14 protein-coding genes and 3 pseudogenes are annotated in these 14,954 nt (G+C 53.1%); 4 read left to right on the top strand and 13 right to left on the bottom strand.

Going from position 1 to position 14,954, the window contains the following annotated elements; translation table 11 throughout:
* Positions 1–237: 237 nt before the first annotated feature.
* Positions 238–1,296 carry a DUF4145 domain-containing protein gene (locus tag FDG13_RS08995; protein WP_180126873.1) on the top strand — a complete coding sequence of 353 codons (1,059 nt, stop codon included), beginning with the start codon at positions 238–240 and terminating at the stop codon, positions 1,294–1,296.
* Here the strand turns inward: FDG13_RS08995 and FDG13_RS08990 are convergent.
* Positions 1,253–3,901, bottom strand: a pseudogene (locus FDG13_RS08990) (Tn3 family transposase); the annotation flags it as partial. The gene FDG13_RS08995 and the pseudogene FDG13_RS08990 sit on opposite strands and share 44 nt — an antisense overlap.
* A gap of 156 nt (positions 3,902–4,057) precedes the next feature.
* Between FDG13_RS08990 and FDG13_RS08985 the strand changes: the two are divergent.
* Positions 4,058–5,098, top strand: a complete 1,041-nt coding sequence (locus FDG13_RS08985; protein WP_078365552.1) for a DMT family transporter — start codon at positions 4,058–4,060, stop codon at positions 5,096–5,098.
* Positions 5,099–5,268: 170 nt separating this feature from the next.
* Here the strand turns inward: FDG13_RS08985 and FDG13_RS21360 are convergent, their stop codons facing one another.
* The 3 genes and pseudogenes from FDG13_RS21360 to FDG13_RS08975 all read right to left on the bottom strand — a co-directional run.
* Positions 5,269–5,322 (bottom strand): hypothetical protein, encoded by a 54-nt coding sequence (locus tag FDG13_RS21360; RefSeq protein WP_342351603.1) that lies wholly within the window; start codon positions 5,320–5,322, stop codon positions 5,269–5,271.
* 325 nt (positions 5,323–5,647) lie between these two features.
* A pseudogene (locus FDG13_RS21085) lies at positions 5,648–5,722 on the bottom strand (arsenate reductase); the annotation flags it as partial.
* A pseudogene (locus tag FDG13_RS08975) lies at positions 5,719–6,329 on the bottom strand (arsenic resistance protein); the annotation flags it as partial. The pseudogenes FDG13_RS08975 and FDG13_RS21085, both read right to left, overlap by 4 nt.
* A gap of 135 nt (positions 6,330–6,464) precedes the next feature.
* Here FDG13_RS08975 and FDG13_RS08970 point away from each other — a divergent pair.
* On the top strand, positions 6,465–6,797 hold the full coding sequence (locus tag FDG13_RS08970) for a YnfA family protein (protein WP_078365551.1): 333 nt from the start codon (positions 6,465–6,467) through the stop codon (positions 6,795–6,797).
* A gap of 192 nt (positions 6,798–6,989) precedes the next feature.
* On the opposite strand, the gene FDG13_RS08965 is transcribed toward FDG13_RS08970, so the two are convergent.
* The 7 genes from FDG13_RS08965 to FDG13_RS08940 form a co-directional block, all read right to left on the bottom strand.
* Positions 6,990–8,321, bottom strand: coding sequence for a M23 family metallopeptidase (locus FDG13_RS08965; protein WP_078365550.1), 1,332 nt, complete (start codon positions 8,319–8,321; stop codon positions 6,990–6,992).
* 6 nt (positions 8,322–8,327) lie between these two features.
* The gene (locus FDG13_RS08960) at positions 8,328–8,624 is read right to left on the bottom strand and encodes a zf-TFIIB domain-containing protein (protein WP_078365549.1); all 297 of its coding nucleotides are present in this window, start codon (positions 8,622–8,624) and stop codon (positions 8,328–8,330) included.
* Positions 8,621–8,953, bottom strand: a complete 333-nt coding sequence (locus tag FDG13_RS08955) for a hypothetical protein (RefSeq protein WP_078365548.1) — start codon at positions 8,951–8,953, stop codon at positions 8,621–8,623. The genes FDG13_RS08960 and FDG13_RS08955 overlap by 4 nt, the downstream gene beginning before the upstream one ends.
* A 122-nt stretch (positions 8,954–9,075) precedes the next feature.
* Complete coding sequence (locus FDG13_RS08950; RefSeq protein ID WP_078365547.1) at positions 9,076–9,954, bottom strand: tetratricopeptide repeat protein; 879 nt, start codon at positions 9,952–9,954, stop codon at positions 9,076–9,078.
* Between the two features lie 46 nt (positions 9,955–10,000).
* A complete protein-coding gene (locus tag FDG13_RS21080; protein WP_242473005.1) occupies positions 10,001–10,132 on the bottom strand; it encodes a zinc ribbon domain-containing protein in 132 nt (43 codons plus the stop codon).
* Positions 10,129–10,302, bottom strand: coding sequence for a hypothetical protein (locus FDG13_RS21075; protein ID WP_242473017.1), 174 nt, complete (start codon positions 10,300–10,302; stop codon positions 10,129–10,131). Before FDG13_RS21075 ends, FDG13_RS21080 begins: the two co-directional genes overlap by 4 nt.
* 50 nt (positions 10,303–10,352) lie before the next feature.
* The gene (locus FDG13_RS08940; protein WP_180126869.1) at positions 10,353–12,608 is read right to left on the bottom strand and encodes a cation-translocating P-type ATPase; all 2,256 of its coding nucleotides are present in this window, start codon (positions 12,606–12,608) and stop codon (positions 10,353–10,355) included.
* A gap of 72 nt (positions 12,609–12,680) precedes the next feature.
* On the opposite strand from FDG13_RS08940, the gene cadR reads away from it, so the two are divergent.
* The gene (gene cadR, locus FDG13_RS08935) at positions 12,681–13,160 is read left to right on the top strand and encodes a Cd(II)/Pb(II)-responsive transcriptional regulator (protein ID WP_078366956.1); all 480 of its coding nucleotides are present in this window, start codon (positions 12,681–12,683) and stop codon (positions 13,158–13,160) included.
* Here the strand turns inward: cadR and FDG13_RS08930 are convergent, their stop codons facing one another.
* Together FDG13_RS08930 and FDG13_RS08925 are read right to left on the bottom strand one after the other, a co-directional pair.
* Complete coding sequence (locus tag FDG13_RS08930) at positions 13,161–13,610, bottom strand: copper chaperone PCu(A)C (RefSeq protein ID WP_078366955.1); 450 nt, start codon at positions 13,608–13,610, stop codon at positions 13,161–13,163.
* 56 nt (positions 13,611–13,666) lie between these two features.
* On the bottom strand, positions 13,667–14,926 hold the full coding sequence (locus tag FDG13_RS08925; RefSeq protein WP_078365544.1) for a murein L,D-transpeptidase family protein: 1,260 nt from the start codon (positions 14,924–14,926) through the stop codon (positions 13,667–13,669).
* Between the last annotated feature and the right edge of the window lie 28 nt (positions 14,927–14,954).

Below are 14,954 nucleotides of genomic sequence, written 5' to 3'. Positions count from 1 at the left end.
AAGCACTTGCCTTCCCGCATCTGGCTCCGCGATGCGAAGCCACGGGACGCTAGAGCTTGCTTGCGGGTCCATTTTTTGTTCCATTGCTGACATCGAATTTCTGCGCCTGACAATTGAAAACCGCGCTCACCCGCCATTTTTGCGCGCTTTCAGACCGCCACTAACAGGAGTCGTTAAATCAGTATCGACGGCAGGCAATAGCTCTAAACTAGGGCAAACAACCAGAAATACATAGGGATGAGCAGCAACTTCAGTTTTCTCGCAGGTTACTCCCCACTGCTGGCCGATCTGGGCGCCACCGCAGAGCGCCTTTTTCCATATGACCCAGCGAGCTCAGTGCTCAAGTTGCGGCTACTGGCAGAGGCATTGACGCTGGAGATGGCCAACCGTGTCGGCGTGCATTTGCAACAGCCCACGCAAGCCGAGCTATTTCGAGCGGTGGACAGTCGTCTGAATCTGGACCCACAAATTCGCCAGATGTTTCACTTGCTGAGACAGCGTGGCAACGCCGCGGCTCACCAGGTCCAGCACGACATCGGTTACCCCGAAGGTATGGAAGCGCTCAAGATAGCGCGCGAACTCGCCGTATGGTTTCATCGCAGCTTTGGCTCCCAGCCGGACTTTAAACCCGGCGCGTTCATCTTGCCTGACAACCCGAGCCAGAAGCTCGCAACGCTACAACAGCAAATTGCTCAACTGAACCGCGACCTGCAACAGGCTCAAATCAGCCAGTCGGCCCAAGCGGAATTGGCCCGTCTGCTCGAAGCCCAGGCTGATCAAGAGCGAGAGATGGCGCGCCGGGCACAGGAAGAAAAGGAAATCTTCGAGGCTTTGGCCACCGAGGCCAGCGAGCGATATGCCCTGCTCAAGGCCGAGTTCGACAACAAGCACGCAACTGGTACCACAACGTCCACTGCGGACGAGGCCAGCAATGCGGCCTCCCTAAAGGCCTTCTCAGAGCGCGCCGCCGATGCGGCAAAAAAGGTGGTCATGAATGAAGCCGCCACCCGGCTCGTCATCGATCAAATGTTGACCGATGCCGGATGGGAGGCAGACACCGTCCACCAAACTCACGCCAAAGGTGCGCGACCAGAGCGCAACAAGAACAAAGCCATTTCCGAATGGCCCACACTAGGGCAGCAAAGCGCCGACTACCTGCTGTTTGCAGGCCTCACGCCCGTCGCCGCAGTTGAAGCAAAGCGCATCAATACCAATGTGGCCGGCAAGATTCCCCAGGCCGAACGCTACGCGCGTGGTTTCCAGCTAAAAGAGGAGCACGCAACTCCAAGTCGTTGATGTAATTGAGCAGGAAAACTGTACGGATGGCCCGGCCAAGTTCTCGGAAAGCGAAATACAGCTTATTTTTCCGACTGAAGGTTCCCAATCTACGCAGGATCATGGACGGCGTGATTTTGCCCAGCTTGATTGACACCGCCACCCGCAACATATCCCGGTAGTGAACTGCGATCAAATCCCAGTCGATGTTGCCACGAAACAAGCTTTGAATGTGCTGGTATTGGATCGTCGGCTCTGCCTTGAAGAAAACCAATTCTTTGATGTTGCGAATGCGGGGCATGAGTTTTATGCCAAGCAAATGCGATAGCCCAAACACGGGCGCACTCTGCGCCTGAGTATCACCGTGCAAAATGTCCGGCTGGATATCTGACTCATTCTTGACCAGACCATCAAGAATGTAGACAGCCTCATATACCCCACAAGGGATGAAGTTGCCAAACAGCGCAATGTACATGTCAGACACGTGGTAATAGCCAATCCCACCGTAGCCGCCATAGCGCAAATGGTATTCGGACATGAGGTTTTGCTCATAAACATTCCATTTGGTGCCGTCCGCCGATGCGCTTTTGCCTGTTCCCCAATACTGAGGCAGAGAAAAGCGGTTGTAGGCATTGACCACCTTGAAGATGGCCTTATCCAGCCGCTCTTCTGTGACGTGGTGCAGGTTTAGCCAGGCAACCTGTTTTCTGGAAAGGCCCTTCACAGATAGAGCCGTCTGCGTCGGCCCGAGGTTGCAGCCATAGCAAAACAAGGTGGTTAGAAAACGCTTGCGTGGATCATCCACCTTGCCCTCGAAACCAGAGAGTGGCCCGAAAAGTTTATGTAAGTCCAGCCAGCGTTCTGTCTCGGTCAGGACATCCAAGATGCTGGCGGTGGCCATCGAATTCGTGATGGCGTGGTCGATCTCGGGCAAGCCTTCTGGGGGTGGCGCTCTTTCGGTGCGTCGAATAAGCAGGCCCGCCTCTGTGATTGCAACATGGTCATTGTCTGGGAAACGATCATCCACTCGTTGTGAGACATCGAGCATCTGCTGTTTGAGCTGTGTCACAAGTGCATCGCCCTCGACCGGTAGCCCAACCATGCTTGCGTAATCAGCCACCTCCGCCTCGAACTGCGTCCAGCTCACCAGGTGTTCCCGGTAGTCGTCGAACTGGTCACTGTTTTGGACATATAAGTCACCAGATTTCAGTTCCTCCATCACATGGGAAAATATGCACAGCTCAAGATACTTGCGATGCATCAGACCGAGTTGGGCACCTTTGCCCTCAATTAAGGTTCGCCACTTCTTGTCAACCAGCCAATCAAGGTTGACTGAATCTGCCCCGACGCTTGCAGGTATGTGTTCCTTGTGACTGGAGCGAAATTGCGCAACCCATGCGATGGCCCTTAACAGACTATCGTCCGTCGACGAAGACTTCAGTTTCATCGCATCCAGGCACTGGAACAGCAAGGCCCGTTTGCTGCGGTATGGCTGGAGCATGAAGGGGTAGTAATTGTTGCCAGCAAAAGCAATGTGCTCATCGCAGCGCTCAATCCATTTGACCGGATCATCGCCCAGCACGGTGCGCATTTTTTGAATGCATTCAGGCTCATCTGCTTCATCGTCAAAGACCGTCAGCATGTCGCGAAACTGTGCAATCAACAACTCCCCTTGTGCGACATGTTCCAGCTGATACTCTTTCAGACGCTCCCGCGAAACGTTGTGCATATTGCGTACGGATCGAATAAAGATATCCGCGATGTCATCAACGGCTTTTTGCAGCTGAGCGTGAATGAGCAAGACGGCCAGTGCATAGCGCTTTATTGGCTTGAGTGCCATCATCTCGCGCACATTCAGGGCCCTGGCTTCGAGCACGAACTGTGTTCTCTTGGAGACCGGGATATCCTCGGGCTTGGGCAGACTGTCGGCCAATTTGCGGACGGCTTCAATATGCGTCAGAAAGCTCACAACCTCTCGAACATTTGGTTGCTTGGGCTCGCGTTTGAGCTGTTCCCATTGGCTGCGCCCTGCTTGCGTCATGAACAGACGATCAATTTGCCCACGTTGCTGGTCATTCAGCGTGGACGTGATTTGGCGGTGTATGTCATCGTTTACCTTGGTTCTGGCTCGGTTTGCAGCGCGCGACAATGTCACGAAGCCGGGCAATTCGTAACGGTGATGGAGCAATTCCTCCAGAAGCACATTGATGATGTCTGGCAACTCCTGTTTGGTCTTGGCTGCCTTGGATGCTTGCTCATCCAGCCAGGCCTGCCCCTCAGAACCCAAAGTACGAACCCCAACATATTCCCGCAGCAGGCGCTGGTGGATCGACTTACTGCCAGACGAATCGTAGTTCCGCAATAAATGAGACTGGAACGCCGGGATGCGCAGGTGCTTGCAGACATGCTCAATGATGTTCCTGGGGACATTGACGAGCGTGATGAAATAGCCCAGTCGCTGCAGCACCTTGAGCTGGATGGCGATCAATGCCTGGGTCGTGGTCCTGCGGTATGCGTCAGCAATGAAGCCAAGTTCCTGCTGCGTCGGCGTAAAAAAAGCGAGCAGCTCTTTCTCGACAATCTCCGAACTCAGTTGGGGGTAGGCCGTTTCGTTGATGCTGCTCATCGGACTTGATATCTGATTGGCCTGTTACGTGGGGGCGCTGCGGCTGAGCTGCGGCTCCTGCGGCAGTTCGTAAATGCCGTCATAACGAATTTCATACCGAACTTTAGTCATTTGAATTGCCGAACTTTAGCCAAATATGTGCTGGACAATCAGCACATGAACCGTAATGTCCTCTTTGCACTGTCTGCCGCTGCCTTATTTGGCGCGAGCACACCGTTTGCCAAGCTGCTAGTCGGTGACATGTCCCCAGTTCTGCTCGCCGGTCTACTCTACCTGGGTAGTGGTGTGGGCCTGACCCTGATCCGCTTGGTACGGGATCGCGGTTGGCACGCATCTGGATTGCCCCGGGCGGAATGGCCCTGGTTGCTGGGGGCCATCCTATTTGGTGGTGTCTTGGGTCCCCTTGCCCTGATGTTTGGATTGACAAGTACCAGCGGATCGAGTGCCTCACTGCTGCTGAACCTGGAAGCTGTATTGACTGCCGCCATTGCCTGGCTGGTGTTCAAGGAGAACGCCGACAAGCGCATTGTGTTGGGTATGGTGGCCATCGTGGCCGGGGGTGTGGTGCTGTCTTGGCCTAGCCAAAGTACCAGCTCAGCGGACTGGGTGGGTCCCGTTCTGGTGGGCGTGGCATGCCTGTGCTGGGCAATTGACAACAACCTGACCCGCAAGGTTTCAGCATCGGATGCATTGTTTATTGCCGGTAGCAAGGGCATTGTGGCGGGACTGGTCAACAGTACATTGGCCGTAGCGCTGGGAGCGCAACTACCAAGCATGGCAACCGTCACCGCGACGATGGCTGTAGGCCTGCTGGGCTACGGGTTCAGCTTGGTGATGTTCGTCCTGGCATTGCGAGGTCTGGGGACGGCACGCACAGGCGCGTATTTTTCGACCGCACCATTCATCGGAGCCGCCATTGCATTGCTGGTGTTTGGGGAATCCACCGGGCTGGCGTTTTGGGTGGCGGCAGCGCTCATGGGTCTAGGGGTTTGGCTGCACCTGACGGAGACCCATGAACACGAGCATGACCATGAACCGCTGGAGCATGTGCACCCGCATAACCATGACGCGCACCATCAACACACCCACGATTCTGATTGGAATGGTGAAGGTGCCCATGTACACCCCCACAAGCATGTTGTCATCCGCCACAGCCATGGGCACTTCCCGGACATTCACCATCGGCATGGACACTGATTGCAATCAGGCGTGCCCCAGGCGAGATTGGGAATCATCGGATCAACACGAATAGGAGGACGGCATGCTTGACCGGCAAACCACAGACATGGTGAAAGCAGCCCTGCTGCTGCATACCATCAAAGCCGACCCGGACCGCCTTGACCTGGTTTTGGAGCTACAGCGACACTTCACTCCGCGTTGAGATCAATACCGGTTACGTGTTGGCCCGGAAGACTTGCCAACTGCCTGGTAAACCAACAGGTTCCGCATCCAACATCGAGTATCCGGCCCTTCGATGGAAGAGCCAGTTCTCTCGACAACAGGCGATATTCAGTGCCGCCGATCCAGCCCCCACGGGGGCTGTCATACCATGCATGAATCGGCAGGACTCAAAGCAGACCCTGCTCGAATCGCCTAACCCAGGGCCTGCTCCAGATCAGCGATCAAATCGTCGGCATCTTCCAGGCCGACCGACAAACGCAACATGGCTATTTTTGCCCAACCCCCGAAAATGTAAAAATTAGCCGAGGGGCTCTTCCTGCGTCTCCTTGAGCACCCTGACACTTTGGACCGTTGCATCAGGGCCAGGGTGTTGCGGGAGGTGCCGCAAGCGGGGTTGTGATAGATCGTAATGTTGGTCATATTTTTGCTCCTGCGTCGTTGGTAACTGCACCTTGCTCGTACCCCCCTTGGAGCGGTTCACGATGTTGACCACCAGCAGCATCACTGGCACCTCGATCAACACCCCCACCACCGTGGCCAGGGCGGCGCCGGAGTTGAAGCCAAACAGGCTGATGGCCGCCGCAACAGCCAGTTCGAAAAAGTTGCTGGCACCGATTAGCGCCGACGGGCAGGCAATGGCGTGTTTTTCGCCCACTGCGCGGTTCAAAAAATAGGCCAGGCCCGAGTTGAAAGCCACTTGAACCAAAATCGGTACCGCCAATAGTGCAAACACCAGCGGTTGTTTGAGGATGGCCTCACCTTGAAACGCAAACAAAAGCACCAGAGTAGCCAGCAGTGCGGTGATAGACCAGGGGTCGATCTTTTCCATGGTGGCATCAAAAGCGGCCTGACCTTTTTGCAGCAGAGACTTGCGCAATAGCTGCGCCAGGATCACCGGGATCACGATGTACAGCGCCACCGAGATCAGCAGCGTGTCCCACGGCATGGTGATGCTGGACAGGCCCTGCAAAAACGCCACCAACGGGGCAAAGGCAACAACCATGATGCTGTCGTTGAGCGCCACCTCCAGTCGGCCAATGGCCTGGAACACATCGGGTAGCCACTGGCCCAGCGCAATACCCACCACGATGCACAGGGCCATCCGTTTGGGTGTTCCAGCAGTATGCCAATATGATCCCCCCTCACTTCCGGTAGAAACATCGTGGATCTCGCAAAAATCGTTTTGCTCTTCGTGGCCGCCGCTCTTGCTGAAATCGTGGGGTGCTACCTGCCATGGCTGGTTCTCAAACAGGACAAAACCGCGTGGCTGCTGGCTCCTGCAGCGTTATCGCTGGGACTATTCGCCTGGCTGTTGACGCTCCATCCCAGTGCGGCTGGAAGAACGTATGCCGCTTACGGGGGGGTTTACATTGCGGTGGCCCTGGTGTGGCTCTACCTGGTAGACGGTGTGAGGCTGACTCGATGGGACATTGCTGGAGCTGGCATTGCGTTGGTGGGAATGGCCGTTATTGTTTTGCAACCCGCCAACTCCTAACAGCGAGCTCCATTTCAACCGAGATGAGTAGTTGCTGCATGTGCCGATGAGTGTTTGTGCCCGTTCATGCGCTGGCGTAGCACAGCAAACGTATCGAGCCCACCGATGTCGTCGTACTCAAATGGTTTGCTATTCACGTTGCATAAGTCGATTTGCTGGTAGCGCTGAGTCATAACCCACTTAGTCATCCCCTTATTCAACAGTAGTCATTGCCACAAGCGGGGCCACCTCAAGGTGCCGACGCATGGCCAACGCCATGCGTTTGAATTCGCTGCTATTCGTTGAAGATATCGATATATCAGCCGGTTGGCGCGCAATGTTGTCTGGGTCTTGCGGGCGGTCTTTCACTAAATATTCAAAGTGCAGGTTCGGTCCAGTGGCTGTGCCGGTTTGCCCCACTGACCCCAGCAACTCACCCAAGACCACGCGCTGGCCCTTTCGGACTTGAATGCGGCTCAAGTGAGCGTAAGCCGTGGCCTTTTGGTCGCGGTGTTTCACAAGTACAAATTTTCCGTAGCCCTTTTGCCAGCCAGCAAATGACACAATGCCATCGGCTGCACTGCGTATCGGCGTGCCCGAAGCTACAGCAAAGTCAATCCCCTCATGAGTCTTGGGTTTACCAAAGACAGGGTGGATTCGCATCCCGTAATCACTACTTACAGATGCATCCAGTGGTAGCTTCATTGCCTTGCGATCAATGCTTTGCCCGTCCAGTGTATAAAAACCGCCTTTTTGACCGGCCTGCTCGAACCACATAACTTGGTATCGCCTATCCTTTTTGACAAATTCAGCTCCCAACAACTTGCCAACGCGCAACACTTCGCCATCAGCCTCTAGGATCTCATAGACGACGCGAAAGCTATCACCGGCCCTCAATACATCTCGAAAGTCGGCCACTCTTGAATAAACACTGACTAGTTGCGTAGCAATGGTACCGGGCAGCTTGGCTTGCGCCGCTGCAGCGTTCAACGAATTGCGTACAGTAGCGCTGGCGAGTCGCACCGAGCTTTGTAGTTGCTCCATTTCCACCCGGGAGGTGTATCCATTGGCACCCCGCTCGACCACCAGACGAGAAAATTGAACTCCATCCGCATTTGGCCAGAGGGCTTTCAATCGCAGCAGTCGCTGCTGACCGTCTGCCTCAATCGAGACAAATTTCCCTGGGGTGCCTGCCAGCAGCGTACGCGATGCCTTATCGTTGACCAGAAATTTTGTTGCCGCGTTATCGCTGACCCCCAATCGCTGCAACAGGGTGTTAGCTGAATCTGAAGTACGAGTGAATTCGCTGCGGTAAAGCACCATCGGTACAACTGCTTCTTGGTCAATTGGTGCAGTTGTTGCGGTGGGGGTTACAGCTTCGATTAGCTGTCGAACGGGCAATGTTGAGTCAGCAGGTGACAGCGGTGCAATGCTGTAAGCCGTGACTCCTGATGCCAATAACAATACTACCAGCCCTATCGTCAGGCGACGATGATGCGGGTTGTCATTCAATGCAGAGGAAAGTGGACTGAAAAATCGTCTCATGACAATTTAGTCAAACAACTCACTTAACCACGACTTGCGTTTGCGATAACCGCCGTGGCCAGAATTGTGTTTATAGTCCGAGTCCACAAAGTCCGGTCGGCGAGTCGTTGGCTCGTAGTGCGACTGAACTGGTTGAGCTGATAGGGGGGGCTGAGTTGGCATGGCCTGAGCGCTGCGCTCAATCAGCTTGTCAAGTTCACCACGGTCCAGCCACACCCCTCGGCATGATGGACAGTAGTCAATCTCGATACCCTGGCGCTCAGTCATGACTAGCGTGGTTTCCGTACATTGAGGACATTTCATTTTTGCAATTCTCCTATTAAAGGGATTATTTCGTCGCGCAGTGCTTCATTAGTGATTGGTCCAATTTTCTTGTATCGAATAATCCCTCCTTTGTGGATTAAAAGGCTCTCGGGTACACCATACACCCCAAAGTCAATACCGGTGCGTCCGTCTTTGTCGGAGATTGTCATGTCATAGGAATATCCGTAACTTGCTAGCAACTTCAGGCCGTCGGCTTCTTTATCCTTGTAGTCCAGTCCTAACGATGGGGATTGTTTTTGTTTTGGCAAATTTGACCGATCAGCGATTTTTTCATTATTCAAAGTTCTTTGATAAAGATGCATTTGCATCGATTTTTATGTTGATAAGACAAGACTGCCGATATCGAATTGACATTGATGCAATTGTGTTAAATCTTGGAGGGAAATCGGAGTACGGGTAAATCCAACTTTTTACGACTTTCTTGTCAATATCAGTTTTCCCACTCGCCACCACTTCCGATTCCTGCACCGCCATCATCCCAAGTGGTGTCGTTCATTCCGAAGTTCGTCCCACCCATATCTGAGTTTGTGGGTATTGGTTCAAACTTGTTATCGCTTAACGAGTCAGATTGAACGGACGAACGACTTTGATCACCCATGAGGTTACGACCGATTGCTTGAGCTGCCATAACCCCAGCACCCACTGCCAGCCCTGTAGCAACTCCGCCTGCAATTCGACTTCCCAAACCGGGTTCAGAATGCGGTTGTGGGTAGCCGGGTTGGTATCCGGGCTGCGGATATGCGGGTTGCATGACACCACCGCCTGAACCGAACATCTGTGGTCCGCTTAATCCACTTTGTTGGATGAGTGCAGATTGTTGAGTGCAAGTGTTGACCTTGCGCCTGCGGAAAAAGAAAAAAGCAGCAGCAATCACACCACCGGTGAGAAGCAGAGGCATGAGCCAAGCTGCAGGTGTCTGTGTTTGTTGTGCCTTGAAGTTTGTGGGCAAGCTGGATGTAGATTTCAATGGTGGTTTGGCAGCAAGCTGCGCGCGCAGTGTCCGCAATGCTTCAGGTTTTATAAATGGGAGTCCAGGCGCATATTTTTCAGCGGTTGCCAATGATTCCCGAGCGCGGTCAAGCTGGCCTTGACGAGAGTACAGTTCTGCTTGGACAAAGAAGGCTTTGGCGCTGCTGGGATGAGAGATCAACACCTGCTGCACCATTACTTGCGCTTCATCCAGTTTCCCTGCCTGTGCCTTCGCATAAATTTCACTCATACTGGGACCTGTTTGCGCCATAGCCAGGCCCGCAAACATGATCGATACCACAATGACCAGCTTTGTGTAAATTTTGAAAATCGACAGCATTTAAGTTCCTTGTTAAAAGTCTTCCAGGTCAGTTTTAATTCGCGTTTCAAACGGATTGTTTACCGCATTGACCACAGAACTTGGCAGCGGCAGCAAGCGTCGTCCCACATTGAGTGCATCGCGCTGGTTGCATTGATCCGCCGCATTGAACGCAGAATCTTGCCGCTATCGGGTTCAATGCATTGCAGCCAGGGCAACTCGCGCCAACTGGATTTGCCGGTCCGGACGGACTTGATGGTCCGTAACCTCCACCGGTCGGGCCTCGATAGTGGCCCCCATGGTGATCATCATGGTGACCACCATGTCCACCACCATGTCCACCGCCGTGACGTCCAAATAGATTGTCAAAAATGCTCATGATTTCACTCTTTCATTTAAAAACTTTTTGCCGCCTTGAGTTACTTCTTCAGTAAACGCAGGCCGTTACCAACGACCAATAAACTTGCCCCCATATCCGCAAACACCGCCATCCACATCGATGCGCCATTGAACAATGCCAGCATCAGAAAAACTGCCTTGATACCAAGAGCCAGAGTAATGTTTTGCCAAAGAATGGCTTGCGTTTTGCGCGATAACACAATGGTTTCTGGGATACGCCGCAAGTCATCATTCATGATGACAACATCGGCGGCCTCCATGGCCGTATCCGTGCCCGCAACACCCATGGCAAAACCAATGTCTGAACGCGCCAATGCAGGCGCATCGTTGATACCGTCGCCGGTCATTGCAGTCAAACCGTATCGTTTTTGAAGCTCTTCGATAGCAGTCAGTTTGTCTTCTGGCAGCAAGTTTCCACGCGCATCATCAATGCCAGCCTGCTTGGCAATGGTCTTTGCGGTTGCCTCGTTGTCACCCGTTAACATGACGGAAGTGACACCCAGTGCGTGCAATTGGGCCAAAGCTTCTCGTGACGTTTCTTTAATGGTGTCGGCTACTGCAAAAATGGCCAGCACCTGGGTTTGCGATGCCAGCATGGTGACCGTGCGCCCCAGCGCTTCATGTTCCGCCAATCGTGCTTCGATGCTGCTGCTACATAGTTTTCGATCTTCCATCAAGCGGTGATTGCCGAGTATCAATAATTGCCCATCAACAAGGGCTTCTACCCCCCTTCCTGCAACCACCTTGAAGTCTTGGAGAACACTATTTCCATGGTTGAGACTTTTCGCGATGGCTTTAGATACCGGGTGATCAGAATGCGCTGAAAGATCGCCTGCCCAACGTAAAACCTGCCACTCAGGTACTTCTGATTTAACAAACTCGGAATCCACCAAAACAGGCTTGCCCTCGGTGATTGTTCCCGTCTTGTCCAGCGCAAGTGCCTTGATTTTTCGGGCGCCTTCGAGGTGAACACCACCTTTAATCAAAATGCCGCGTCTGGCAGCGGCAGCCAGACCACTGACCACCGTGACTGGCGTAGAAATCACCAAAGCACACGGGCATGCAATCACCAGCAGAACCAACGCTTTGTAGACTGCTTGAGTCCAGGTCCAATCCATGAGCCAGGGTGTAAGTAAAGCGACCCCCAGAGCCAGGACGAACACAGCGGGTGTGTAGATGGCGGCAAATTTGTCAACAAACTGCTGTGTGGGTGCTCGTGAACCTTGCGCCTGTTCTACTGCGTGGATGATGCGGGAAAGCACTGAGTTACTGGGTAAGGCGGTTACGCGCACTTCAATAGTGGCTGTGGCATTGATCGTCCCGGCGAATACAGCATCACCTGGAGCCTTGTCCACTGGAATGCTCTCACCCGTCACAGACGCTTGATCTACGGATGTGCTGCCAATGGCAATAACCCCGTCAACAGGAATGCGTGCGCCAGGTTTGATGCGCACAACGGCATCCAGCACAACACTACCCACCGGAAACATTTGCCACGATCCATCGGACTGACGAATCTCCGCAGTCTCAGGGGTCAGATCCAGCAGGCTCTTGATGGCACCTCTGGCCCTGTCCACTGCACGCGCTTCAATCAACTCAGCGATGGCATAGAGTGCCATAACCATGGCAGCCTCTGGCCACTGACCGATCACAAATGCACCGGTGACCGCGACGGTCATCAACGCGTTGATATTGAGTCGAAAATTGCGCAGGGCGGCCAAGCCCTTGACGTAAGTGGAGAAACCAGCAAGTGCAATTGCACCCACAGAAAGCACCATTCCCAGTCCTTGGAAAATGCGTGTATCTGGAGCAAAGAATGCAATGGACTCTGCACCTACTGCCAGCGCTAGGGCCAGCACATATTTTTGAATTCCGCTTGGAAAGCTGGCATTGTTATGGTCATGATCATGTCCCTCGTGTCCGTGGTCGTGGCCATCTGAATCCTTCTCAGACGCATTGCTGCTTAGTGGCGTAGGCTTGAATCCAGCTTTGCGAATCGCAGCCAAAACGAGTGGCAATGATTCAGCCTCGGCATCAATCGAAAGCGTCCGAACTGCAAGTTGGAATTGAAGGCTGCGCACACCGGGAATATTGGCCACTGCATGGCGAATTTCCCCCTCCTCAGAGGCGCAATCCATGGTTGGGATTCGAAAAACAGGAACGCCTGCTTTTTTACTTTGCGGCAATGCCTGAGACGAATCAGAAATTGAGGTTGCACATGCACTGCTACATCCGCATGTCGGCGTTGATGATGGTTTTGGAGGTGTCGTGATCATTGTCAATTCCTAGTTGAGCGGCAATTAGAAACCCTGTAGCCACTAAAGAGTCAAGCAGTTATGATTGCGGACATGAAAATCGGTGAACTAGCCAATCTGACGGGTGTACAAGTGGAGACTATTCGGCACTACGAGCGCGAGGGTTTGTTGCCGCACACCAAGCGATCTGAAGGAAACTACCGCGTCTATGACGAATCACATGGACAGCGCCTGTCGTTCATCCGCCACTGCCGCAGCCTGGACATGACCTTGGATGAAATCCGTGTCTTGCTCCGTTTCAGGGACGCACCCACTGGAAATTGCGGCGAAGTCAACGCGCTTTTGGACGAACACATAGGACACGTTGCGCTTCGGGTCAAAGAACTGCGGCAATTGGAAACGCAGCTCAAGGGGCTTCGTGAGACGTGCCGTAGCGCGCAGGATGCTGAGCACTGTGGAATTCTCAATGAACTCAACGTCATGGCGCAAAAACAAACGACTTCTTCGGTTGATATGTCGGGTCATGTGCAGGGTGCACATCCAGGTGTGAGGACTCGCAAACCCCTGGATTGATCATCGTTTTGGCTTTGTTAATGCCACAGGTGCATGAACATAGGTAGTTTCACTTTCGCCATTGGCATTTTTGAAAGTCAATGTTATTTGCGCTTCTCTGCCGGCCTTCAGCTGTTTCTTGAGGTCCATCATCATTAAGTGGTATCCGCCCGACTTGAGTTCCACTGGCTGATTTGCAGGCAGCTTTAGCCCGTCAACTGCGCGCATCCGCATGACATCGTTTTCCATTTTCATCTCATGGACTTCCACAACACCAGCAATGTCGGAACGCGCAGAGACCAGCGTCGTGTCCGTCTTTGATAACAGTTGCATGAAGGCTCCTGTCGCCTGTTGATTGGGTACTGTAGCCCGAACCCACGCTCCGGTGACGACAACTTCAGCGTGACTGACTGATGTTGCCATGGTTAAACACGCGGCTAAAAGTGCAAGGGGGATTTGGTGATTTTTCATATACATACTTTCTAAGTGGAGTTAAATTTGCCTGGTGTTCCAAGACTACGTTGTCATCAAACCAATCCTTCAAAGATGATCTTCCAGCCGCCAGGGCGGTGCTGCCAATATTGACGGACGGTGCGCCCTACCTTTTCGCCGTCCAGGACTTCACCAAAGGTCGCAACCATGGTTTCTGCTTCGTCCGACCATAGAATCAGGGAGATGTCTTTGAGGCTCGCTGGCTTGTTGCCCAACTTTTTTAGTTCTGCACGCAGACTCATGCTGAATGACGTTAAATCCTTGCCTTCTGCGCTGAAGTCATTGGCATAGAACTGCAAAAGTTCGCTTTCACGACCGTTTCTTTTGGCATTGGCCCAAGTCTGCAGAGTCTCTGAAAATTGCTGCCTTTGACTCGCCAATTTGTCAGGGCGAACCCAGTTCAGATTTTTCTCAATAAGCACTGGTGTTGTCCGAACCTCTACTGTCCTGAGGATTCTTTCCAGATCAGGATTGGCAACAGCCACACAACCGTCTGTAGCCTGCGGGGCCCTGGTAAATTGACTCGAAGGTGTGCCGTGCAACCATATGCCACCGCCAGTTTTCCCACGCCGCTGATCTAGAACGTTGGGGTAATTGACGGGCAATGCGCCTGATCCATACAAGTCCTTCAGGGTCTTGGGGTCAAGGTTACTGGTGATGAAGTAGACACCCAGCGGTGTTCGCCGGTCGCCCTCCACTGTTTTTCCAACCCCGGCTTTTCCGACTGAAATATAGTAGTTGGCAAGAAGACGCGTCCCTGTCGTTGTATTTTCAAAAAGATAAAGACGGGCCTTTTCTGTGTCCACTGCGATGGCGTGTTTGTTGCGGCTGGAAAGTGAAACGAATTGGGACGGTATAGCATCTGGTGGCGGAATTTGTTTGATCGCAGCAAGACGTAGTTGTGATTCCGCACGCAGATTCATCAAATTCTGCGCTCCAATCTTCGCCATATCAGAAGGGACGTCTCCGATAGTCTGAAGCGGCCTCGAACGGGCTGCAAGTAAGTCGCCGTACACAAGTTGTGCCAGCTGAAAATTTGGATAGTCTTCAACCAACTTCTCCGCTTTGCGTAAGGCATCCCGACTGTTTGCCGCGCCGATCATTCGATAGACTTCAATTAGCCGTGCCTCAGCCTCACCGTCAACACGGCTTGTTGTACGTGCCTTTTCCTTCAACTTAAGCTTGGACTTGGGATTGGCCTCCTGAGTTGCACTGATCGAAAAATCAGCGGAAACACCCAAGAAAATCGCCAATACAGTTGCCCAGAGACAATTTTTTGCTTGTTTAAACGACATGGCCGGTTGATTGCAGTGGTTGTCGTTG

This window comes from Rhodoferax sp. BLA1, assembly GCF_013416775.1.
Taxonomy (GTDB): domain Bacteria; phylum Pseudomonadota; class Gammaproteobacteria; order Burkholderiales; family Burkholderiaceae_C; genus Rhodoferax.
This window is presented reverse-complemented; position numbering and strand designations above follow the sequence as displayed.